The 22,844-nt window shown below is 28.9% G+C and carries 28 protein-coding genes and 5 tRNA genes; 13 read left to right on the forward strand and 20 right to left on the reverse strand.

Going from position 1 to position 22,844, the window contains the following annotated elements; genetic code table 11:
- Window positions 1-4: 4 nt before the first annotated feature.
- The 10 genes from rplL to ABXT45_RS03960 form a co-directional block, all read right to left on the reverse strand.
- Entirely contained in the window at window positions 5-370 is a 366-nt protein-coding gene (gene rplL / locus ABXT45_RS03915; RefSeq protein WP_415312824.1) for a 50S ribosomal protein L7/L12, read from the reverse strand.
- A gap of 27 nt (window positions 371-397) precedes the next feature.
- A complete protein-coding gene (gene rplJ, locus ABXT45_RS03920) occupies window positions 398-898 on the reverse strand; it encodes a 50S ribosomal protein L10 (RefSeq protein WP_415314440.1) in 501 nt (166 codons plus the stop codon).
- A 5-nt stretch (window positions 899-903) separates the two neighbouring features.
- Window positions 904-1,593 carry a 50S ribosomal protein L1 gene (rplA, locus tag ABXT45_RS03925; protein ID WP_415312825.1) on the reverse strand — a complete coding sequence of 230 codons (690 nt, stop codon included), beginning with the start codon at window positions 1,591-1,593 and terminating at the stop codon, window positions 904-906.
- The gene (gene rplK / locus ABXT45_RS03930) at window positions 1,593-2,018 is read right to left on the reverse strand and encodes a 50S ribosomal protein L11 (RefSeq protein WP_415277713.1); all 426 of its coding nucleotides are present in this window, start codon (window positions 2,016-2,018) and stop codon (window positions 1,593-1,595) included. Before rplK ends, rplA begins: the two co-directional genes overlap by 1 nt.
- Complete coding sequence (gene nusG / locus ABXT45_RS03935) at window positions 2,018-2,548, reverse strand: transcription termination/antitermination protein NusG (protein ID WP_006996800.1); 531 nt, start codon at window positions 2,546-2,548, stop codon at window positions 2,018-2,020. The genes rplK and nusG overlap by 1 nt, the downstream gene beginning before the upstream one ends.
- Entirely contained in the window at window positions 2,548-2,739 is a 192-nt protein-coding gene (secE, locus tag ABXT45_RS03940; protein ID WP_006996799.1) for a preprotein translocase subunit SecE, read from the reverse strand. The genes nusG and secE overlap by 1 nt, the downstream gene beginning before the upstream one ends.
- A 19-nt stretch (window positions 2,740-2,758) precedes the next feature.
- Window positions 2,759-2,834 (reverse strand) — tRNA-Trp (locus ABXT45_RS03945).
- A 7-nt stretch (window positions 2,835-2,841) separates the two neighbouring features.
- Window positions 2,842-4,032, reverse strand: a complete 1,191-nt coding sequence (tuf, locus tag ABXT45_RS03950) for an elongation factor Tu (protein ID WP_415312826.1) — start codon at window positions 4,030-4,032, stop codon at window positions 2,842-2,844.
- 47 nt (window positions 4,033-4,079) lie between these two features.
- Window positions 4,080-4,153: transfer RNA gene (locus ABXT45_RS03955), tRNA-Gly, on the reverse strand.
- Between the two features lie 46 nt (window positions 4,154-4,199).
- Window positions 4,200-4,285 (reverse strand) — tRNA-Tyr (locus ABXT45_RS03960).
- Window positions 4,286-4,416: 131 nt separating this feature from the next.
- Between ABXT45_RS03960 and rlmB the strand changes: the two genes are divergently transcribed.
- Window positions 4,417-5,160 (forward strand): 23S rRNA (guanosine(2251)-2'-O)-methyltransferase RlmB, encoded by a 744-nt coding sequence (gene rlmB, locus ABXT45_RS03965; protein ID WP_415312827.1) that lies wholly within the window; start codon window positions 4,417-4,419, stop codon window positions 5,158-5,160.
- A gap of 33 nt (window positions 5,161-5,193) precedes the next feature.
- Window positions 5,194-5,269, forward strand: a tRNA-Thr gene (locus ABXT45_RS03970).
- A gap of 127 nt (window positions 5,270-5,396) precedes the next feature.
- Here the strand turns inward: ABXT45_RS03970 and ABXT45_RS03975 are convergent.
- The 7 genes from ABXT45_RS03975 to ABXT45_RS04005 form a co-directional block, all read right to left on the reverse strand.
- Window positions 5,397-6,812 (reverse strand): hypothetical protein, encoded by a 1,416-nt coding sequence (locus ABXT45_RS03975; RefSeq protein ID WP_415312828.1) that lies wholly within the window; start codon window positions 6,810-6,812, stop codon window positions 5,397-5,399.
- A 201-nt stretch (window positions 6,813-7,013) separates the two neighbouring features.
- The gene (locus ABXT45_RS03980; protein ID WP_415312829.1) at window positions 7,014-8,579 is read right to left on the reverse strand and encodes a sulfatase-like hydrolase/transferase; all 1,566 of its coding nucleotides are present in this window, start codon (window positions 8,577-8,579) and stop codon (window positions 7,014-7,016) included.
- Window positions 8,580-8,624: 45 nt separating this feature from the next.
- Window positions 8,625-9,395 carry an NAD kinase gene (locus ABXT45_RS03985; RefSeq protein WP_415312830.1) on the reverse strand — a complete coding sequence of 257 codons (771 nt, stop codon included), beginning with the start codon at window positions 9,393-9,395 and terminating at the stop codon, window positions 8,625-8,627.
- Window positions 9,388-10,140: a TylF/MycF/NovP-related O-methyltransferase gene (locus ABXT45_RS03990; RefSeq protein WP_415312831.1), complete on the reverse strand. Its 753-nt coding sequence runs from the start codon at window positions 10,138-10,140 to the stop codon at window positions 9,388-9,390. The genes ABXT45_RS03985 and ABXT45_RS03990 overlap by 8 nt, the downstream gene beginning before the upstream one ends.
- A gap of 4 nt (window positions 10,141-10,144) precedes the next feature.
- Window positions 10,145-10,229, reverse strand: a tRNA-Leu gene (locus tag ABXT45_RS03995).
- Between the two features lie 79 nt (window positions 10,230-10,308).
- The gene (locus tag ABXT45_RS04000; RefSeq protein WP_415312832.1) at window positions 10,309-10,710 is read right to left on the reverse strand and encodes a gamma-glutamylcyclotransferase family protein; all 402 of its coding nucleotides are present in this window, start codon (window positions 10,708-10,710) and stop codon (window positions 10,309-10,311) included.
- Between the two features lie 4 nt (window positions 10,711-10,714).
- A complete protein-coding gene (locus ABXT45_RS04005) occupies window positions 10,715-11,464 on the reverse strand; it encodes a competence/damage-inducible protein A (protein ID WP_415312833.1) in 750 nt (249 codons plus the stop codon).
- Window positions 11,465-11,485: 21 nt separating this feature from the next.
- Between ABXT45_RS04005 and sfsA the strand changes: the two genes are divergently transcribed.
- From sfsA to ABXT45_RS04060, 11 genes are read left to right on the forward strand one after another with little or no spacing between them, the layout of a single operon-like run.
- The gene (gene sfsA, locus ABXT45_RS04010) at window positions 11,486-12,178 is read left to right on the forward strand and encodes a DNA/RNA nuclease SfsA (RefSeq protein WP_415312834.1); all 693 of its coding nucleotides are present in this window, start codon (window positions 11,486-11,488) and stop codon (window positions 12,176-12,178) included.
- Window positions 12,179-12,199: 21 nt separating this feature from the next.
- Window positions 12,200-13,078 carry a 2OG-Fe(II) oxygenase gene (locus ABXT45_RS04015; RefSeq protein ID WP_415312835.1) on the forward strand — a complete coding sequence of 293 codons (879 nt, stop codon included), beginning with the start codon at window positions 12,200-12,202 and terminating at the stop codon, window positions 13,076-13,078.
- A gap of 44 nt (window positions 13,079-13,122) precedes the next feature.
- Window positions 13,123-13,893 (forward strand): type I methionyl aminopeptidase, encoded by a 771-nt coding sequence (gene map / locus ABXT45_RS04020; RefSeq protein ID WP_415314441.1) that lies wholly within the window; start codon window positions 13,123-13,125, stop codon window positions 13,891-13,893.
- A 3-nt stretch (window positions 13,894-13,896) separates the two neighbouring features.
- Window positions 13,897-15,189 (forward strand): adenylosuccinate lyase, encoded by a 1,293-nt coding sequence (gene purB / locus ABXT45_RS04025; RefSeq protein WP_415312836.1) that lies wholly within the window; start codon window positions 13,897-13,899, stop codon window positions 15,187-15,189.
- Window positions 15,189-15,971 (forward strand): phosphoribosylaminoimidazolesuccinocarboxamide synthase, encoded by a 783-nt coding sequence (gene purC / locus ABXT45_RS04030; protein ID WP_415312837.1) that lies wholly within the window; start codon window positions 15,189-15,191, stop codon window positions 15,969-15,971. Before purB ends, purC begins: the two co-directional genes overlap by 1 nt.
- Before the next feature lies 1 nt (window position 15,972).
- Entirely contained in the window at window positions 15,973-16,215 is a 243-nt protein-coding gene (gene purS / locus ABXT45_RS04035; protein WP_415312838.1) for a phosphoribosylformylglycinamidine synthase subunit PurS, read from the forward strand.
- Window positions 16,216-16,221: 6 nt separating this feature from the next.
- Window positions 16,222-16,905: a phosphoribosylformylglycinamidine synthase I gene (gene purQ / locus ABXT45_RS04040; RefSeq protein WP_415312839.1), complete on the forward strand. Its 684-nt coding sequence runs from the start codon at window positions 16,222-16,224 to the stop codon at window positions 16,903-16,905.
- Window positions 16,905-19,097, forward strand: coding sequence for a phosphoribosylformylglycinamidine synthase subunit PurL (gene purL, locus ABXT45_RS04045; RefSeq protein WP_415312840.1), 2,193 nt, complete (start codon window positions 16,905-16,907; stop codon window positions 19,095-19,097). The genes purQ and purL overlap by 1 nt, the downstream gene beginning before the upstream one ends.
- Before the next feature lies 1 nt (window position 19,098).
- Entirely contained in the window at window positions 19,099-19,329 is a 231-nt protein-coding gene (locus ABXT45_RS04050; protein ID WP_415312841.1) for a BolA/IbaG family iron-sulfur metabolism protein, read from the forward strand.
- Window positions 19,329-19,667 carry a Grx4 family monothiol glutaredoxin gene (grxD, locus tag ABXT45_RS04055; RefSeq protein ID WP_415312842.1) on the forward strand — a complete coding sequence of 113 codons (339 nt, stop codon included), beginning with the start codon at window positions 19,329-19,331 and terminating at the stop codon, window positions 19,665-19,667. The genes ABXT45_RS04050 and grxD overlap by 1 nt, the downstream gene beginning before the upstream one ends.
- On the forward strand, window positions 19,668-19,937 hold the full coding sequence (locus ABXT45_RS04060; RefSeq protein WP_415312843.1) for a hypothetical protein: 270 nt from the start codon (window positions 19,668-19,670) through the stop codon (window positions 19,935-19,937).
- On the opposite strand, the gene ABXT45_RS04065 is transcribed toward ABXT45_RS04060, so the two are convergent.
- From ABXT45_RS04065 to rpsD, 3 genes are read right to left on the reverse strand one after another with little or no spacing between them, the layout of a single operon-like run.
- Window positions 19,934-21,520 (reverse strand): hypothetical protein, encoded by a 1,587-nt coding sequence (locus tag ABXT45_RS04065; protein WP_415312844.1) that lies wholly within the window; start codon window positions 21,518-21,520, stop codon window positions 19,934-19,936. The genes ABXT45_RS04060 and ABXT45_RS04065 overlap by 4 nt on opposite strands.
- Window positions 21,517-22,200, reverse strand: coding sequence for a class I SAM-dependent methyltransferase (locus tag ABXT45_RS04070; RefSeq protein ID WP_415312845.1), 684 nt, complete (start codon window positions 22,198-22,200; stop codon window positions 21,517-21,519). Before ABXT45_RS04070 ends, ABXT45_RS04065 begins: the two co-directional genes overlap by 4 nt.
- A gap of 10 nt (window positions 22,201-22,210) precedes the next feature.
- Window positions 22,211-22,828 (reverse strand): 30S ribosomal protein S4, encoded by a 618-nt coding sequence (gene rpsD, locus ABXT45_RS04075; protein WP_415277731.1) that lies wholly within the window; start codon window positions 22,826-22,828, stop codon window positions 22,211-22,213.
- Between the last annotated feature and the right edge of the window lie 16 nt (window positions 22,829-22,844).

Raw genomic sequence — 22,844 nt, forward strand, 5'->3', positions numbered from 1 at the left:
TAATTTATTTAAGTTCTACTGTTGCGCCTGCTGCTTCTAATTTTGCTTTAAGTTCATCAGCATCTTTTTTATTTACACCAGATTTTACTTCTTTCGGTGCACCTTCAACTAGATCTTTTGCTTCTTTAAGACCTAAAGATGTTGCTGCTCTAACTTCTTTAATAACATTAATTTTTTTTTCACCTGCAGAAATTAACATAACTGTAAAATCATCTTTTGCTTCTTCAGCTTCTCCACCTGCTGCTGCTGCTGGTGCCGCTGCAGCCATAGCTGTAACACCCCATTTTTCCTCAAGTTGTTTTGAAAGCTCAGCTGCTTCAACAACAGTTAAACTTGATAGGTCTTCAATAATTTTATTTAGATCAGGCATATTTTTTTTTACTCTTTAGGTTGTTTTTTAAGAATTTTCTGGGCTCAAACTACTCATTTTTTCGGAACGTGCAAGCAAAATACTTACAAATTTTGACGCTGGTGCTGCTAGAATACCCACAATATTTGCTCTAGCCTCATCTAGTGTTGGTAAATTAGCTACATTCTGAACTCCAGCTTGGTCTAAAACATCGCTACCCATAATTCCACCTAAAAGTTTTAGGTTTTCATTAGTTTTTGCAAATTTTGATAAAATTCTAGCTGACATTATAGCATCATCAGAAAAAGCTACAGCTGTCGCCCCAGTAAATAAATTCGAAAGTTCCTTACACTTCGTTTTTTCAAGTGCTAATTTAGTGATTCTGTTTTTAGTAATTTTAAACTTAATCCCATGCTCTCTCATTTGAGCTCTTAGTTCATCAAGCTGTGTCACTGTAAGACCTTGGTAGTGCGTTACCATTACAGCTTCATTATTTTGAAACTGAGTTTCCATTTCACTAATATAATTCTTTTTTTGTTCCTTGTTCATCATAACTATATAACTTTTCCTAATTTAACTTTATACGAAACACCCATACTAGATGTAACAAAAGTATTTTTAATCAAATCACCTTTTAAAGTAAGGTTACCTTTTTCTTTTTCTAAAGTGTCTAAAATAGTATAATAATTTTTTAATAGCTGATCATCATGGAAGGATTTTTTTCCAATACTAACACCAATGTTTCCATCTTTATCATTTCTAATTTCAGCTTGACCAGACTTAGCATCCGTTACCGCTTGTTTAACATCGTCAGAAACAGATCCAAGTTTAGGATTGGGCATAAGACCTTTTGGTCCTAAAACTTTTCCAAGTTTTGAAAGTTTAACCATCATTCCTGGTGTACAAATTAATTTTTCAAAATCTAACTCACCTGCTTTGATTTTATCAATAAACTCATCACTTCCAACTATATCCGCACCTGCATCCTTAGCTTCTTGTGCTTTATCATCCTCACATACAACAGCAACTTTTACTTTTTTACCAGTTCCACCAGGCAAATTAACTACCGTTCTAATATTGACCTCACCTTTTTTTTGTTTGTTATTAACTTGAAAAGATAGATCGATAGACTCATCAAATTTTGTAGTACAGTTATTTTTAACATCTGATAATAACTTTTCTATCAATTCAGAAGCTAGATTCTTATTTTTTTCTGGTAATTTTTTAAATCTCTTTGATGCCATTAGTCTTTAACCTCTATACCCATTGATCTTGCTGAACCTGCAATAATTTTTACAGCTTGCTCTAAACTATGAGCATTAAGATCTTTCATTTTTTGTGTTGCAATTTCTTCTGCTTGTTTTTTTGTAATTGATCCAGCTATACTTCTGCCGGGTTCTTTTGATCCACCTTTAAGTTTTGCAGCTTCTTTAATAAAGTGAGATGCTGGTGGAGATTTAATTTCAAAATCAAATTTTTTATCTTTATAAACTGTAATAATAACTGGGATTGGTTTTCCAGCAAACGCTTTAGTCTTATCATTAAAAGCTTTGCAAAATTCCATTATGTTAATTCCACGTTGACCTAAAGCTGGACCAACTGGAGGAGCAGGATTAGCTTGTCCTCCCATAATTTGTAACTTTATATATCCACTAATTTCTTTTGCCATTAACTTGCTTTCTCTACTTGGTTATATTCTAAATCAACTGGTGTTGGTCTTCCAAATATTGAAACAGAAACCTTAAGTCTTGATTTCTCTTCATCTATATCTTCAACCATACCACTGAATGATGCGAAAGGACCGTCAACAACCTGAACTTTTTCACCAATGCTGTATTCTATACCAGATTTTGGCTGAGCTACACCATCTTTTATTTGTCCTAAAATTTTTTCTATTTCTTTATCAGAAACAGGAACGGGGATACCTTTTGAACCTAAAAATCCACTAACACGCTTTAAGTTTTTAATTAAATGATAAAGATCATTATCCATTTCACTTTTAATTAAAACATAACCAGGAAAGTATTTCTTTTTTCTCTGAATTCTCTTTCCTCTTTTCACTTCTGTTACATCATGTGTTGGAACAACAATTTCTTCAATTTTATCAGAAATTTTTGCTTTTTCAGCTTCTTCTTTTATTAATCCAGCAACCTTATTTTCAAAATTTGAATGAGATTGAACAATATACCAATTTTTCATTAAATACTTACCTTTAGTAAAGCTTCCAATAAAAATTTAAGTACTTGATCAAGAAGTAAAAAGAAAAGAGACATAATAACTGCCATAGCAAATACCATTAATGCACCTTGCATTGTCTCTTTTCCAGTAGGCCAAGAAACTTTAAAGGCTTCTTGTTTAACTTCTTGAATAAATTTTATCGGGTTTTTCATAATATACTGTTTAGCTTATTGGCAGGAGCGGAGGGAATCGAACCCTCAACCTCCGGTTTTGGAGACCGGCACTCTACCAATTGAGCTACACTCCTATAGAGTTTACTCTATAATTTTAGTTACTACTCCAGCTCCAACTGTTCTACCACCTTCACGAATAGCAAAGTTTAATTTTTCGCTCATCGCAATCGGAGTAATTAATGTAACAGTGAATTTAGCATCATCACCAGGCATAACCATTTCAGTTCCTGCTGGTAATGTAACTTCTCCAGTTACGTCAGTTGTTCTAAAGTAAAACTGAGGTCTGTATTTAGTAAAGAAAGGAGTATGTCTTCCACCCTCGTCTTTTTTAAGTACATATGCCTGAGCTTCAAATTTAGTATGTGGTGTAATTGAACCAGTTTTACAAAGAACTTGTCCTCTTTGAATATCATCTCGCTCAACACCTCTTAATAGAATACCAACGTTATCACCTGCTTCACCAGAATCTAGAAGTTTTCTGAACATCTCAACACCAGTACAAACTGATTTTTTAGTTTCAGTAACACCAACGATTTCAACTTCTTCACCAGTTTTAATAACACCAGATTCAATTCTACCAGTTGCAACAGTTCCCCTACCTGAAATTGAGAAAACATCCTCAACAGGCATTAGGAAAGGTTTGTCAACATCTCTAGCTGGTTGAGGAATAAATTCATCAACAGCTTTCATTAATTCTAAAATAGAATTTTTTCCAATTTCTTCATCTCTACCTTCAACAGCAGCTAATGCAGATCCTTTAATGATAGGAGTTGTTTCACCAGGATATTTGTAAGAAGTTAAAAGTTCTCTAATTTCTTCTTCAACAAGTTCTATCATATCTTTGTCATCAACTTGGTCTACTTTATTTAAATAAACAACAATTGATGGAATACCAACTTGTCTTCCTAAAAGAATGTGTTCTCTAGTTTGAGGCATAGGACCATCAGCAGCGTTAACTACTAAAATTGCTCCATCCATTTGAGCTGCACCTGTAATCATGTTTTTTACATAGTCAGCATGACCTGGGCAATCTACGTGTGCGTAATGTCTCTTCTCAGTTTCATATTCAACGTGAGCAGTTGAAATTGTAATTCCTCTTTCTTTTTCTTCAGGGGCTTTATCAATTTGATCATAAGCTACAGCTTTTGCTCCACCAGTTTCTGCTAAAACATTTGTGATCGCTGCAGTTAATGTTGTTTTACCATGGTCGACATGACCGATTGTACCAATGTTACAGTGTGGTTTATTTCTTATGAACTTTTCTTTTGACATTACTTTTTTACCTCAGTTTTAGTTTTATTAATAATTTCTTTTTTTCTTGGAGCGGGTAAAGAGAATCGAACTCTTACATCCAGCTTGGAAGGCTAGCGTTCTACCATTGAACTACACCCGCACAACATCAAGAATAACACTCCATTGTTATTAAAAAATTTATTGAATGGTGGAGGGGGAAAGATTCGAACTTTCGAAGACCGAAGTCAACGGGTTTACAGCCCGCCCCATTTGACCGCTCTGGAACCCCTCCTTTTTGGGGAAGTGTCCCCTTCTTCAATAAAGCTTCAAACAACATGCGTTTTATATATTTTTATTATGCAATTGCAACACGAGATTTACTGTGAAAATGCTGGAAAATACGTATAAAACAAAGATAATTTTATGAATAAATCATCATTTTTAATAGTTGGTCAACATGCGGTTATTGAGGCTTTGAGAAACCCAAAAAGAAAGGTTTTAAAAGTTTTTTTAACAGAAGAGAGTAAAAAAAATATTCATAGAAAAAACCCAAAGAAAAATGTTCTTGAAGACGTTAAGGTTTATTTTAAATCAAAAAAAGAATTAGATAAGTACACTTCTAAAGATCAAATGATGCATGGTGGTTATATTGCAGAAGTTGAACATTTAGATCAACCCGACTTAAAAGAATTTATAAAAGGAAAAAATAATCTAACGTTTGTTTGTATAGATGAAGTAACTGATCCAAGAAATATTGGATCGTTAATTAGAAGCGCTTCTTCATTTCATATAGATGGATTAATAGTTAAAGAAAGACAGTTTCCATCTGATAGTAAGCTTATGTATAAAGCTGCAAGTGGTTGCATGGAACATATTAATATTTTTGAAGTATCAAACATAAATTCTACACTTAAGAATTTGAGAGAAAAGAATTTTTGGGTTTATGGGTTTGATGCAAGAGGAGAAAAAGACTTTACAGATATTAAATGGGAAGGAAAGAATGTTCTTTTATTTGGATCTGAAGGATTTGGCATGAGAGAACATACTGGAAAGTACACAGATTTTTTAGTTAAGATTGATATAAATAAGAATGTAGAAAGCTTAAATATCTCAAATAGTGCAGCAATTGTGTTTCATCATTTAAGTTATTTGAAAAAAAATTCTTGATTAGTCTAAGATTTCTTAATAGAAATCAGTTATGCCCTTGTAGCTCAGCTGGTAGAGCAATTGATTTGTAATCAATAGGTCCGCGGTTCGACTCCGTGCGGGGGCACCATCACTCAACTAAATCAACATTTATTATTTTTACTGAACCAGTTTTTAATTAAATCTAATAATTGATTGTGCCAGGATTGGACCAGGATTCTGCCAAAATCAAGTGATCGCTAAAAGTTTTTTCACAGCTAGTTCTTAATTACTGAATAGACAATCTTATCCCAATCATAATTAATCCATATTGAGTTGATTACAACAATTTTGGATCTTTCAGGATCAATTACTATTTGCTGACCTGCAAAACCATCCATACCCAATATTGGTCTGTCGATACCAGGAAAGTCTGTATGGAAAAATCCTCCATAACTTTTTGCTTTAGCACCTCCACCAAAATTACCTGCATAATTTCTATCCTTTGGAATTCTATTTTCATATATTGTTTTCAAATATTTTCCAACGCAAGTATCATTATTCCAATCATCCATCATAGCTTTTGCAATTCTAAGATAATCATATCTTGATGCTCTAAAAGAATATCTTAAAGGACCTTCTTCAAGAATATCTAATTCAACAGGTTTACCTAGATATTTACCAACAACATTGTTGCTGTTCATTCTCATAAAACTAACACTATTATTTTTAATTCCAGCTTTATCTTTAAAAATGTTATCTAAAATTTTTTGAAAATCACCGTTTGATTTATAATAAACATAATTCAAAACTATATTTGGTATAATATTACTATAATTATATTTGCTTTCACTTTTTTTAGAATCTTTAAAGTAACCAGTCATATAAAATTTAAGAGTATTGTTATTTGGATTTTTATTTCTTTTTTTTCCTTTTTTATGCTTAAACAAATTTCCAGAACCTCCAACAAATTTTTGATCCCCAGCTGCCATATTTAATAAATTAATTAATTTTTGACCGTCATAGAGAGTATTTTTAATTAATGGCCAATCATTCATCTCAGAATTAATGCTATCAATATATCCGCCACAAATTGCGTGGCCTGTAACGTAAGAAGTTATGCTCTTTCCAACAGAAGCACTTGTCCATTTAGTTTCATTATCAAATAAAATACGAAACCTATTTACTGGTGTTATTTCATCAACAACTATTTTACCATTTTCAAACAATAGATAGCTTAACAATCCTGTTGAATTTATTTCCTTTTTAACATCTTTATTTTCTCTTAAATCAAAATCAAATTCATATGGTTTTTTTGACGTCTCAACAGTTACGTTACTTAAAAATGTGTCATCATATAGTTGGTAATGTCCGTAATATAATAATGTATCTTTATTTATTTTTGTTTTTCCATCATCTTTTATATAGCCTTTGAAAAATTTAATTTTTAATTTATGTTTTACCTCAAAGGTACCACCTGGCCTGTCATTACATTCAGCATTTAACCATTTCTTGCTATTTCTTTTTTCTACTTTGCAAATATTTATTACTTCAATTTTATCAATACCATATTCAGCAAGTTTACTTTTATTAGACTGTAAAAAATAATTGAAATCTCCTAAATGACTTTTGTCTGCATAAGTGTTGCTGCCTAACAACAAACCTAGAATTATGATCCCTAAAAGCTTCTTCATCTTCAAAACAGTACCACTGAGTCCATAGTGTGACCAGACTAAAAATATTTTAAGATTATTGTTGCTAACAAATGTTTATTTAAACTTTAGCAATTGATTTGTAATCAATAGGTCCGCGGTTCGACTCCGTGCGGGGGCACCACAACATAATAAAATTAATAAAAGTATTTTAATATTTATATTATCAAAAATTAAATAAACTTATTTAACGTCTGTTTTCCAAAAAGTATCATATAGTTTGGAAGAGCCTTTTAACGTAAAGTCTATCAAATTATATTGATCGTTATTTGCAAACACACTAAACCCTAGTGCCACCTTACCTTGTTTATTGTTAATCTTAAATTTCATAACTTCTAAAATAGACGGATAAAAATCAAAAAAATTTATATAATCTCTTTTTATTTCTAATTCATCATCTATAAAAAACTTATTATAAATATATCTTTTCTCAGAATTAATACTTTTCATCAATAAATGATCTCCGATTACAATTAATTTAGTATTATCTAAATTTAATTTATTAAAATCATCAATGAATTTTCTCACATAAAATGATGTGCATTTAAAAGATTCTTTAATTGTATAATTTCTTAAATCTCTTTTATTCATTATCTTTTCAAGACATTCACGATTAGGTGTTCCAGCTGGGGCATGTGTATCTAAAGTCATAATAGACATGAAAAAATTTTTTTCCTTATTCTTTTTTTTTTCTTTTAAAATGTCAATTGAAGCTTTCAATAATATATTATCGTGTATGCCACCTGACCATTTTTTTTTGTTATGATATGCATTTTTAGATGTTTTGTAGCCCATATTTATTAGCTCTCTTAAGCCATAGAGTTTTGAATAATTATGATTTAATAAAAATTTATCAGTTAAAGAGTTTTCTAAATAATCTGAAGAAAGAAAAATATTTTCATAATCGTGATCTGCAAGAATATCTGTTAAACACTTTAAGTTGGGCAAAAACTCATTTATTAATTGAAGGTCTTTAGCATCAGTATGAGATTTACTTATTTGAAGAAGAGGTATTCCACATTGTGTTGAAACTAATGATGAAAAAGTATAGCCAAGCCCAGGAATTTGATAAAAGTATTTAACACTTTTTCCTTCTCCAATAGTTGTAATCTCTTTTATTAAATTCTCATTAAATATACTTTTGTTGCTCAATGAATTTTCCAAAGACTCTACATATAGAAGAACTAGATTGTTGTTATTTCCATTAGAATAAACATCTGGATATTCATAATTTAAATCTAAATAATCGACATTAGAAACTTTATCAGCTTTTACAAAAAAGTTTGTAAATAAGTAAAATAAAATAAAAATTAAAATTATCATTGTTATAAAGAATAACTTATTCATTAAAAAATTTACAAATTGAAATAATTTATTAATATTAAATCTGTAGTAATTTTTTTTAAGTGATTTCAATTTTTTTACTATTAAATCAATTGACTTGTCTTCATGAGTATAAAAAAAAGAAATCATTTTTTTTAGATAAATGTACATAATTGATAAAAAAATTGGTACAACAACCAGCCATTTTATTATGCTATCTATTAAATTACTGTCGCCATCTAAAAAACCATAATAGATAAGTGTTAAATTAAATTTAAATTGTTCATAGTATAAAAATCCAAATTTTTTATTTAACCACAGTGGAAATAGCAGTAATGAAAATAAAAAAAAATAGATAACAAAATAAGTTAAGTTTTTTTTAATACGATCAAATGTAGATAAATTAATATTATTATTTTTATTCACTTTTAAATTATGAGTTAAGTTTATTGTGCTTAATTTTTAACATGTCTAAGAGGTTTCTTTTCTTAATTGCTCAATCTTAATTTTTTTATAAAGACTGTTTTCTTTATCATATAATAAATTAAAGATAATTTTCTTATCAACTTTAATAGTAATAGTTTTAGCATTTCTTACTTCAAAATTATCAGCTACCGCATTAATTGGTCTTTTATTAGGATCTAAATTCTTAATTACTATCTTGGATTTGTCACTAACCATTATCCCCTTCCATCTTCTAGGTCTAAATGGGCTGATAGGTGTAACAGCTAATTTCTTAGAATCTAAATTTAAAATTGGTCCATGTACTGATAAATTATATGCGGTGCTGCCAGCTGGTGTTGAAACCAACACACCATCTGAAATTAATCTCTTAATTATCTTTTTTTTATTTATTGTTATGGATACTGATGATGCCTGTTTGCTTTGTCTCAATATTGAAACTTCATTGATTGCTATAGATTTCTTTAAATAGTTATCGTTTGCTACAGTCATTTGTAAAGGTGAAATTTTAATACTACTAGAATTTTTTAAATTTCTAAGAAAATTTTTATTAGAAAATTTATTCATTAAAAAACCATAGTTTCCACAATTTATTCCATAAAAAGGTTTTTTAAATTTATATAGCTTCTTTAAAGTTTGAAGCATAAATCCATCACCTCCCAACACAATAATTATATTTGCATTTTTTAAAGAAGTAATTTTAATTTTCTTATCTAGTAAAGATTTAATCTTTAATGAAGTTTTTGTCCTATCTAGGGTCAGATAAACATTTTCAATCATTCTTAATTATTATCCTGCATGATTTGTCTATACTGGTTATCAATATATTTTTATTATCAAAAAATTCATCTACTGCTTTTCTGCAACCTGGAAAATCGCCATAATCATCTATAATTAAAACACCTTTTTCAACTAAGAGTGGGTAGAGAGTTTTTAATTCTACTTTTGTACTTTCATAAAAATCCGTATCCAATCTAAGTAAAGCTATTTTGTTGGGCAAATTACTTTTATCTAATAGCGTTGTTTCTACCTTACCTTTTATAAGTTTAATAATGTTTATGTCGTTAAAATATTGTTTACTTAAATTTTTAACTTCATCTAAGGATGCTTTAACCCATGGTGTATTTTTTTTTTTAAAATTATTATATATATTTATGATTTTTAATCCGTCGTGTATAGATGGTTTGGGCATCCCTTCAAAAGTATCATAACCATAAAAATTTCTTTTAATATTTGTAGAATATTTGTCTTGAATTCTTTTAGATAGAAATAAGTTTCCTCCTTTCCAAATTCCACACTCAACAATATCGCCAGTTAATTTATTCTTATTTATATAATGTAATGATTTTATCAAAGCCCATCTTCGTATTAATGGTGTCATTGTGTATTCACCAACTGATTCAATAAGTTTTTTGTTTTCCTCATCTATTTCAGGAATATTATTTTCCCAAAAATTTTTTTTTTTAATAAAGGGTTTTTTTAATATTCTGAAAAAATTTCTTACTTTATTTGTAAACGAGTTCATTAAATGGTGCCCTCGGCCAGACTCGAACTGGCACTCCAAAAAGGCACGGATTTTAAGTCCGTTGTGTCTACCAATTTCACCACGAGGGCACGTAATATTTTCATTTGTTTAACTGTTTTTATTTATAACTCAACTTCTTTTTGTTAACAAATCATATCCATATTTTTATTAAGCTTTTAATGCTTTTTTAAGAATACGATTATCTAACTTACAATCTTTATAACCCATCTTTACAATATTTAGATATCGTTCTGTAGGATATGTAAATAAAGTTTTTTTAGTCATAGTGTAGGTCATTACTTTTTTACCATAATAAGTAAAATAATATTTTTTATATAGAGCCGGATAATCTTCATAAACATCTAATTTTTTTTCATCACTTTTTGATATTTCAAATAAAGCTCCTGGAACAATTGAGTTTTTTTTAAGCTCTATATCGGCAGCTCTATACTTGCTTCTAAAAGTTAATTTAAAATTATTTAAATTAATTTTTTTTAAAAAGATACTGTCTTTGCATCTTCTTTTCATTTGAAAATGATTTAGATTGCTACCGTAAGCGAAATAAAGCATTTAACTATCTAGCTACTACTTCTATTTTTTTTTGATTAACAAACTCTAATATTTCAGAACTACACTTATCAATTTTACGCTGGTCTTCAGATCGTATTACTATTGATACGCCTAGTTTGCCTGCTTGAAAAAAAGGGTAACTCCCAATTTCAACATCCTTATTATCATCCTGGACGTTAGTTAAAGATTTTGCAATTTCACTTTCAACAGTTTTTAAACTTATTGTATGGCTTAATATTGGATCTCCCCCTATTATTTTATTTTTTAATCCACCTAACATTGATTTTAAAATTGAAGGAACACCAGGTAAGCAAAAAACGTTTTCAATATTAAAACCTGGTGCACCACTTGTTGGATTTAATATTAAACTAGCATTACGTGGCATCCATACCATTTTTTGTCGACCTTCATTAAATTCACCAACTTTATAATAAGCTTCTAATATTTTAAAAGCTTCTTTGTGAATTTCATACTCAAGGTTAAATGCTTTCGAAATAGATTGAGCAGTAATATCATCATGAGTTGGGCCAATACCCCCAGTTGTAAATACATAATTGTTAACCTTTCTTAAATGATTAACAGTTTCAATAATTGTATTTTCGATATCTGGAATAACCCTAACCTCATTAATTTTTACACCAATTGAGTTAAGCCATTGGGCAATTGTGCTAGTATTGGTATCTTGTGTTCTACCTGAGAGAATTTCATTACCTATAATAAGTATTGCGGCATTAAATTTTGTATTTTGGTTCATTATTAAATATATAATTAAAATATGAAATTTACCAAACCTTTAATTAAAGGCAAACTTATCAAACGTTATAAGAGATTTTTTACAGACGTTAAAATTGATAAGGAAATTGTTACGGCACATTGTCCTAATACTGGATCCATGAAGGGTTTATTGGATGAGGGAAATGAGGTTTATGTGTCTAAGAATGACGATCCTAAAAGAAAGTTAAAATATACTCTTGAGATAATTAAAGTTAAAAAAAATTTAGTAGGTGTTAATACCCATTTTGCAAACAAAATTGCCCTTCATGGTTTATCAAATAATCTAGTTAAAGAAGTTACAAACAATGACAGTATTAAGTCTGAGGTATTTTTTGATAAAGAAACGCGATTTGATTTTCTAATTGAAAAAAATAAACAAAAAATATTTGTAGAAGTTAAAAATGTTACTTTATTTAGAGAGGCAAAAACTGCAGAATTCCCAGATGCAGTTACTACTAGAGGCTCAAAACATTTAAAAACCCTCATAGAGGCAGTTAAAAAAGGTTATAAATCCTATCTATTATTCTTGGTTCAAATACAGGGTGTTAATAAGTTTAAAATAGCTAAAGACATTGACAAAGAATATTTTAAAAATTATTTACTTGCAAAAAAAGCTGGAGTTATTTTTTTGGCATATCAATGTAAAATAAGTTCAAAAGAAATTAAAATAGATAAAAAAATTAAGATAATTTAGAATGGTAATTGATAAAATAGTATGAAAACTAATATTGTTCAAAATAATGATATTGTATTAAGCATAAATGATAAAATTGAAAAACTAGATGTTCAATGGGTGTTAGAACCATTCCCTCATGCTATTGTTGACAATTTTTTACCCGATGAAGTTTTTGATAAAATATCAAATTTGCTTCATAATATTTATGAAATTAAAGATATTAAAAAAAGATTTACAACAGATTTAGAATTTAATAAAAATGTTTATGGGATTGGTGCATTAGATAGTATAATGAAATTACCAATACAAATTCTTGGAAGTTTAAAGGTAAAGCAATTATTACAAAATTTTATAGGAAATATAAATTTAATCTCTCTAAATGATTTGAAAGATTTTGGAGGTTATTACCCTTTTCACTCAATGAAAGAAAATGGTTTTCTTGGATCTCACGTGGATCATTCAAGGTCAAAAACTGGAGAAATTCATATGGCCAACTCATTATATTTTGCTTCAAAAGAATGGGATAAAAATTTAGGTGGAGAAACAATTTTATTTAACAGTACTGGATATAAACCAAAAATATATATCGAACCTAAGCCAAATAGATTGGTTTTATTTTTGCATACCTCATCAACATTTCATGGTGTTAATTTTATATCGAAAAATGCCAAATTTAATAGATTTTCTTATTACATGGATTATTATATTGATAAAAAAGACTTGTTAGATCTTCAGGATAATTTAAAAAAAAAAAAGGTTAATGCAGATTACCTATTGCATTCAACTATTTTTATCCCGTTTTTTCCTGTCGGTTTAAAAAGTTTTAAATTCAAGTCTCTTTTTAAATTAAAAAATTATTATCCTTATTTACATGCTTACATTAAATATTTATTAAATAGATATTTTTTAAAATATTAAACTTAATGAAACTAAAATTTATAAAAAAAATTGCTATTTAGATGATAAATAATTATTCAGAAAAATTTGAAAAAATGAGAGTTGCTGGAAATCTTGCAGCAAAAACTCTTGATATGCTTACAGATAATATTAAGCCAGGGGTAACTACTGAATTTATAGATAAATTAGGCTATGAATTTATAAGAGACAACGGTGCATATTCAGCTCCTCTATTTTATAGGGGCTTTAAAAAATCATTATGTACATCTTTAAACCATGTTGTTTGTCATGGTATCCCTTCTGATAGAGTTTTAATTGAAGGTGATGCCTTAAATGTTGATGTGACAGCTATAGTTGATGACCATTACGGTGATACAAGTCGAATGTTTTGTGTTGGAAAAACTCCTGTTAAAGTTAACAACTTAATTGATGCTACATACGAGTCGATGATGAGAGCAATAAATTTACTAAAGCCAGGATTAAAATTAGGTGACATTGGATATGAAATACAATCTTTTGTTGAAAAAAAAGGTTACTCAGTTGTTAGAGATTTTTGTGGTCACGGAATAAGCACAACATTTCACGAACCACCAAATGTTTTACATTATGGAAGAAGAAATACAGGCATGGAGCTTAGACCAGGTATGACTTTTACAATTGAACCCATGATAAATACCGGTGAATGGGATGTAAAAATGCTAAAAGATGGCTGGACGGCAGTTACAAAAGACAAATCTTTATCAGCACAATTTGAACATACGTTAGGTATTACTGAAAATGGTTATGAAATCTTTACAGAATCTGTTAAGGGTTATTCTAAGCCCCCTTACTTATAATTAATGATTGAGAGATATTCTAGAAAACAGCTTACTGACATATGGTCAGAAGAAAATAAATACCAAATTTGGCTTGATGTAGAGGTTGCAGCAGCCGAAGCTATGGAAAAACTAGGTCAAATTCCTAAAGGAGTAGCTTCTATAGTTAAAAAAAAAGCTAAAATAAATGTCAAAAGAATTCATCAAATCGAGAGTAAAGTTAAACATGATGTGATAGCATTTTTAACGTCTGTTACTGAAAAAGCAGGGATTAAAGCAAGATACCTTCACCAGGGTATGACCTCTTCTGATGTTCTAGATACCAGTTTAAATATTCAATTAGTTCAGTCAGGTAAAATTTTACTTGGTGATATCGATCAAATTCTAAAGGTTTTAAAGAAGCAAGCTAAAAAATACAAATACACACCTTGTATGGGTAGAAGTCATGGAATTCATGCAGAGCCTATCACCTTTGGTTTAAAATTAGCTTCATTTTATGAGGAATTTAAGAGAAATAGAAAAAGATTAGTTGATGCAATTGATGAAATTTCAACATGTGCAATCTCTGGTGCAGTAGGTACATTTGCAAATATTAGTCCTAATGTTGAGAAACATGTAGCAAAAAAACTTGGTTTAAAAGTTGAGCCTATATCAACACAAGTGATACCAAGAGACAGGCATGCCTTTTATTTTTCTATTCTTGGAATTATTGCAGGTTCTGTTGAAAGAGTTGCAATTGAAATTAGACATTTACAAAGAACAGAAGTTTATGAAGTGCAAGAATTTTTTTCAAAAGATCAAAAAGGTTCATCAGCAATGCCTCATAAAAAAAATCCAATACTAAGTGAAAATTTAACAGGTCTTGCAAGAATGGTTCGAAGTGCTGTTATCCCTGCCCTAGAGAATATTGCACTATGGCATGAAAGAGATATTTCTCACTCAAGTGTTGAAAGAAATATTGGTCCTGACGCTAATATAACTTTAGATTTTGCTTTGGCTAGACTTAGTTACATTTTGGATAAAATGATTGTCTACCCAAAAAAAATGATTGAAAATTTAAACATAACTAAAGGTTTAATTTTTTCACAAGAAGTAATGCTAGAGCTAACAAAATCAGGATTAAGTAGAGAGCAATCTTACAAAATGGTTCAAAACTATGCAAAGAAATGTTTTGCTGAAAATTTAAATTTGTTTGATGTTATTTCAAATGATGAATTCATAATAGCTAAAATTTCTTTAAAAAAATTGAAGGCTATATTTAACTATTCATCACATTTTAAAAATGTAGATTTAATCTTTAGAAGAGTTTTTAAATAATGAAAAAAGGTAAGAGGTTATACGAAGGCAAAGCTAAAATAATTTATGCAACATCTGACAAAAGTTTAGTCATTCAATATTTTAAAGATGATGCAACAGCTTTTAATAACTTAAAAAAATCAACCATTGAAGGTAAGGGTGTTTTAAACAATAGAATATCTGAGCATATTTTATCAAATCTAACTCAAATCGGGATTAAAAATCATTTAGTTAAAAGACTAAATATGAGAGAACAAATTATTAAATTAGTAGAGATTATTCCAATTGAGTTTATTGTTCGTAATGTTGCAACAGGTTCTATTACTAAAAGACTTGGCATTGAAGATGGAACGGTTTTAAAGCAGCCCCTATTAGAGTATTGTTTAAAAGATGATAGCTTAGGTGATCCACTTATTGCAGAAGAGCATATTTTAGCTTTTGATTGGGCTACTAAATCTGAATTAGAAAAAGTTAAGAAAATGATCCTTAGAATAAATGATTTTATGATTGGAATGTTCAGGGGAGTTGGAATTAAACTAATTGATTTCAAACTTGAATTTGGAAGACTTAAAGAAAATGGGAAAAATGAGGTTATTTTAGCTGATGAAATTAGTCCTGATACGTGTAGATTGTGGGACAGTATTACTGATAAAAAACTAGATAAAGACAGATTTCGTAAAGACTTGGGTGATTTAATACCCGCATACACTGAGGTTGCTAAAAGGCTTGGTATACTACATGAACAATCAAACTTAAGTGCTGTAAATGTTACAAAATTAAGATCAATTAAAAAAAGAAAATAATATGAAAATATCTGTAGTTATAACTCTTAAGAAAGATGTTTTGGATCCTCAAGGTAAAGTTATCCATCAAACTTTAGATGGTATGGGATTTGAAGGTATCAGTGAAGTAAGGCAGGGGAAATATTTTGAAATTGATACAAACGAAAATGATAAGAAAAAAGCTGAAGAAAAAGTTGAAGAAATGTGTAAAAAACTTTTAGCAAATTTAGTAATAGAAGACTTTAAAATTATTGGATCACAATAATAAATAATGCATTCATCTGTAATAACTTTTCCTGGATCTAATTGTGACAGAGACATGGATGTTGCTTTAAAAAAATTTGGCTTTAAAAATAAAATGGTTTGGCATGATGATGTTGAGCTTCCAAAAAGTGATTTAGTAGTTTTACCAGGTGGTTTTTCATATGGAGACTATCTTAGATGTGGAAGCATGGCTTCAAAATCAAAAATTATGAAATCTGTTTTAAACTTTGCTCAGGGTGGTGGTAAAGTTATGGGGATCTGTAATGGTTTTCAAATTTTAGTTGAATCAGGTTTATTGCCAGGTGTACTGCTTAGAAATAAATACCTAGAATTTATTTGCAAAAATGTTTTTGTTAAAGCTAACAATAAAGATAACTCTTATTTTCAAGATGATAAAAAAGATGTCTATGAATTCCACATTGCTCATAATGAAGGAAATTACTTTTGTTCTAATGAGCAAATTAAAGAAATTAATGACAATAACCAAATAGCTTTATTTTACTCAGATAAAAACGGGAATGTTGATGAACAATCTAATCCTAATGGTTCATTACAGAATATAGCTGGTGTATTTAATAAACAAAAAAATGTTTTAGGAATGATGCCTCACCCAGAAAGAATGATAGACCCTGCTCTATCAGGTGAAGATGGTTCAATTTTTTTTGAAAACTTAATTAATAATTTAAAATAATGATAGTTAACGAACAACTTGCAATCGATCATGGTTTAAAAAAAGACGAATATAAAAAAATCTGTGATTTGTTAAAAAGAGTTCCTAATATTACCGAACTAGGTATTTTCTCGGCAATGTGGAATGAGCATTGTTCTTATAAATCTTCAAGATTTCATCTTAAAAACTTACCTACTAAAGGAAAAAATGTAATTCAGGGACCCGGTGAAAATGCTGGTGTTATTGATATTGGTGATGATGATGCAATTGTATTTAAAATCGAAAGTCATAATCACCCTTCATTTATTGAACCTTATCAAGGTGCTGCAACTGGTGTTGGTGGTATTATGAGGGATATCTTTACAATGGGGGCAAGACCAATAGCTAATTTAAATTCAATTCATTTTGGCTCACCTCAACATAAAAAAACTAAAAATTTATTACGTGGCGTTGTTCACGGTATAGGTGGATATGGTAATTGCATGGGTGTTCCAACAATTGCAGGTCAAACTAGTTTTGATGAGTCTTATAATGGTAACATTTTAGTAAATGCAATGACCTTAGGTCATGTTAAAAAAGATAAGATTTTTTATTCAAAAGCTGCAGGTTTAGGAAAGCCGGTTATTTATGTTGGATCAAAAACTGGTAGAGACGGAATTCATGGTGCTAGTATGGCATCAGCTTCATTTGATGATAAAATTGAAGAAAAAAAACCAACCGTACAAGTTGGGGATCCCTTCACAGAAAAACTATTATTAGAAGCCTGTTTAGAGTTAATGGCAGGAGATTCGATTATTGCTATTCAAGATATGGGTGCTGCAGGATTAACTTCTTCAAGTATTGAGATGGCTTCAAAAGGAAATTTAGGAATTGAGATCAATTTGAATAAAGTTCCTTGTAGAGAAGCAAACATGACTCCTTATGAAATTATGTTATCTGAAAGCCAAGAGCGAATGCTTATTGTTTTAGAAAAAGGCAAAGAAGAAATGGCTAAAAAAATATTTGATAAATGGAATTTAGACTTTGCTGTAATTGGTAAAACAACAAAAAGTAAAAAAATTGAACTTTATTTTAATCAGGAAAAAGTAGCTGACATTCCTGTTAATACATTAGTTGAAAACTCACCTATGTATGACCGAAAATGGAAAAAAGCTAAACTGCCTAAAAAAATTAAACTTGATAAAGAACTATTTAAAACTTTAAAAGTAAAAAATGTTTTAAACAAAATATTATCTAATCCAAATGTATGTAGCAAAGAATGGATTTGGCAACAATATGACCACACTGTTATGGGTGACACTATTCAAAAACCTGGTGGAGACGCAGGTGTTGTTAGGGTTCATGGTACTAATAAAGCTGTTGCAGCATCCGTTGATTCATCTGCTGTATATTGTTGGGCTCATCCTTTAAGTGGTGGAAAACAAATTGTTTGTGAAAGTTGGAGAAATTTAATTTCAGTTGGTGCAAAACCAATTGCAATTACAAACTGTTTAAATTTTGGTAGTCCTGAAAATGAAGAGAATATGGGTGAGTTTGTAGAATGTGTTCAAGGCTTAGGCGAAGCAAGTGCTTACTTAGAGTTCCCAGTAGTCTCAGGAAATGTTTCTTTCTACAATCAAACTAAAGATATTGGTATTAAACCCACTCCAGCAATTGGAGGTGTTGGTTTGATTAAAGATTACCCAAACATGGTTACAATGGACTTAAAAGAAGCTGATAATATACTTTTAGTTATTGGTAAAACTGAGGGTCATCTAGACCAAAGCTTATTTGCAAGAGATATTTTAAATGAAAAAAATGGACCTCCTCCTGAAATTAATCTTTTTAATGAAAAAAATAATGGCGAAACAATATTAAAGCTTATTGATAAAAAATATATTAAGTCCGCACATGATGTCTCTTTAGGTGGAATAATTACAGCTCTTTCTAAAATGTGTATAAAAGGTAAAAAAGGTGCAACCCTTAAAAAACCAAATTACTTAATTAATCAGTTCGAATACTTATTTGGTGAAGATCAAGGAAGATACATTATAGAAATTAGTAAAGTTGATCTAGAAAGTGCTACTAAAATCCTTCAAGAAAACTCCGTACATTTTGATGAACTTGGGTCAGTAAATGAAGATAATTTAATAATTGATGATAAGACAAAAGTATCAATTGACGATTTGATTAAATCACATACAAATTGGCTAACTAACTACATGGAAAATTAAAATGGCAATGGATATAAAAGAAGTTGAAACACTTATTAAAGAAGCTTTGCCAGATGCTATAATAGAAATTCAAGACTTAGCAGGAGATAGCAATCACTACTCGGCAACAATTACTTCAAGCAAATTTTCTGGAAAAAGCAAAATTGAACAACACAAGATGGTATATAATTCTTTAAAAGGAAAAATGGGTAACGAACTTCACGCATTAGCAATTAAAACAAAGGAACCATAATGGACGATAGCACAAAAAATTTAATTCAAAGTCATATAGATACCAACGAAGTATGCTTGTTTATGAAAGGAACACCAGATACACCTCAGTGTGGATTTTCTATGGCTATATCAAACATGTTAAAAATTTTAGATGTAAATTACAAGGGGATCAATGTTCTAGAATCTCAAGCTTTAAGAGAAGGTATAAAAGAATTTAGTGACTGGCCTACTATTCCACAAGTTTACATCAAGGGTGAATTTGTTGGTGGCTGTGACATCGTTAAAGAAATGTATGAAAATGGTGAGCTTCAAAAAATATTTGAATTAAAAGGAATTAATTTTAAAAGAAAAAGCTAAGTGAAATCTTTTATATATAAGATAATAATTTCTGTAATAGCAGTGATACTTATTTATGAGTTCACTATAGGAAGGCAAATAAGCAAATATTCAAATAAAATAAATACTTTTACGTCTAAAGAAGGACGTAAAGAAAGTGTTAATAAATTGAGAGAAGAAATTGGCAAAGGTATTAAGAAAGAAAGATACCTTTCAAAAGATGATGCTACATTAATTAACACTTTTTTAAATAAAATAAAAAAAGAATTAGAGGAAGCTGATCAAAACTAATCACAGAACCACAAAGTTGCTGTACTAATTTTTCTTTTATAAAAAGTATAATTATAACCCTCGTTCCAAATTAATTCACAATCTTTAGGATCAGATCTTTTAACGTTTCTAACATTCTTATATGCATAAAAAGGTCTACTCTCCTCTGCATCAATTTCTGAATATTTTTTAAAACAGTTAAAATTAGTATTACTTAAAAACTCTTTAGTGTAAGCGTCTCCAAAAATGCAAATATTTTTATCTAGAACTTTTGTTTTTGAATCTTTAATTAGTTCTTTTTGTAGATTTTTATTACTTATGCCCCAGTAATCAATTTCAAAATTTTTTTCTATGTTTGTAAATTTGGCAAAAGAATTTAGCCATGTATATTGGTATGGCTTCAAGGCTATATTTTCTAAAACAAAAAAGATTAAAGTTAAAAAAGATAGTGAGTAAAATAATTTTTTATTAAAGATATATATATTAAACAAAGAAGTTATAAAAATTAATGGCACCAAAAACATAACGTGTCTAATCTCATCATAAATCGCTACATCTTTAAGTATAAAAATTAAAATAATTATTAAAGGTGTGATTAAAAAAAGCAGATAATAAATTCGTGTTAAAATATTCTTATTATTAAAAATTCTATTTTCACAAAATGGAAATAAGAAAATACCTAAAATTACAATTATAGGTAACTTAAAAAATAACCAGATGAAGTAATAGCTTGAAGGTAAATTTAGAGCTTTCATGCATTCACCAAGTGTAAGAGTACAAGTATCATGATAATATTTACTCATCCATTCTAATGAGCTTATGATCTCAAAGGGATTGTGCCACATAATTGGATTAAGGATATAAATAAAAATCAAAAATAAAAATATAGAAATAAAAATATTTGATATATTTTTAGATATCAAATTATTCAATTTTAATTTTTTAAAATTAAATAGAGTAATTAGTCCAATAAAATATTGAATAAAAATTATTAATCCTGAAATTCTTATACTGATTAAAAATGCAGTTAAAAAAGAAAGAAATAGAAGTGATTTAATCTTAATTTTTTTATCTAAATATAAATCTTCAATAATATTTAAAAAGAAATAAGAACAGATTATCCAAAATGATAAAAAAGGAATATCTTTAAGATTAAACTGAGCATGACCAAAGAGATAAGGATACAATAAATAGATGATTGTAGATACTTTTGAGAACAATAAATCTTGAGATATTTTAAAATTAATTAAAAAATAAAAATATCCTGAAATTGTAAATATAAAAAAAATAGCCGAATGTTTTGCTACAAGTAATGACCCATATTTAGAAATATCATTAATATTATAAACAATTTCATTAAATAACTTTTGAAATGGTATGGAAATATAATGAAATCCAATTCCATGATATTTATCAATGTAATTAATTAGATTTTCATACTCTCCTGTACTTAAAAAACTAATTGCACCTTGAATATTTTTTTCCCAGTTAAGTTGTTCGTGATACTCATCGTGGGATATTCCTGTAGATAGGCTTAAATAAATACCAATAAATAAGTAGATTGTGATAAATATTTTAAATAAATAATTTTCTTTAGTTATCATTTTTTAAATACACAAAAAAGTGATTTACCCAGTTTATTATAAGTTAGTATGTCAATAATCCTAGACAATGGCATTAACATATTCCATAAATAAATCTTATTTTTTAGATTTCCATCTCTTAATTTAAACAATTTATTTAGTATTAAGAAAAGTAGTCCAATGGAGTCATAATAAATTAGCTTTTCAATTTTTAAATCTGTGTTTTTTTCTATAATTACAAAATCTTTTTTATTATATCTTTTAAAATGACCAACTGATTTATCAAACTTGTTGTAGAATAATTGGTGTGCTGGCACATTAAATATTAATCTACCATTTTTTTTAAGTCTTGCTGATGCTAACTTTACCTCATTCAAATCATCCTCGATATGCTCCAGAACATCAAAATAAATTATTGTTTTATATTTTGACTTTTCTTTACTTATCGTGTGACTTTTAATTATTATGTTTTTTTTACTAAATCTTTTTTTTAGCAAATGAAAAAGTTTATTATCTGGTTCTATTAGAGTGATATTGTTTGTAAATTTTTCATACAAATTTACTAAACCACCTTTTCCAGGCCCAACTTCTAAAAATGGATCTTTAATATATCTCTTTAAAAGATGGATTTGATATTTTCTAAATTTTTTTGCTGCATCGAAAATGTCAAGCTCAAAACCATTATACTTGATTTTGCTCATCAAGAATTATTTATCTTGAATAATATTCAATTACTAGATTAGGTTCCATTACAACTGGATATGGAACTTCGTCAAACTTAGGTGTTCTAACGAAAGTAACTTTTTTATTCTTCTCATCTAGATGAATATATTCTGGAGTTTCTCTTTCTTTGTTTGCTAAAGCGATATCAATGAAAGCTAACTGTTTAGATTTATCTCTAATTTCAATTATATCTTCTTCTTTAACCATATAGCTAGAAATATTAACTTTTTTACCATTAACTCTTACGTGACCATGGTTAATAAGTTGTCTAGCTGAAAATACTGTTGTTGAAAATCTTGCTCTATAAACTACTGAATCTAATCTTCTCTCAAGTAATCCAATTAAATTTTCACCTGTGTCCCCTTTTAACATGGTAGCTTTTTTGTAAATATTTCTGAATTGTCTTTCGTTAATGTTACCATAGTAACCTTTTAATTTTTGCTTAGCTTGTAGCTGAATTCCGTAATCAGATGGTTTACCTTTTCTACCTTGACCATGCTGTCCTGGACCATAATCTCTTTTATTGAAGGGACTTTTAGGTCTACCCCATAGGTTAATTTTTAACCTTCTATCTATTTTATGTTTAGCGCTTATTCTTTTTGTCATTTGATATGAGGGGTTA

The sequence above is a fragment of the Candidatus Pelagibacter sp. Uisw_106 genome (assembly GCF_047724975.1).
Classification (GTDB): domain Bacteria; phylum Pseudomonadota; class Alphaproteobacteria; order Pelagibacterales; family Pelagibacteraceae; genus Pelagibacter.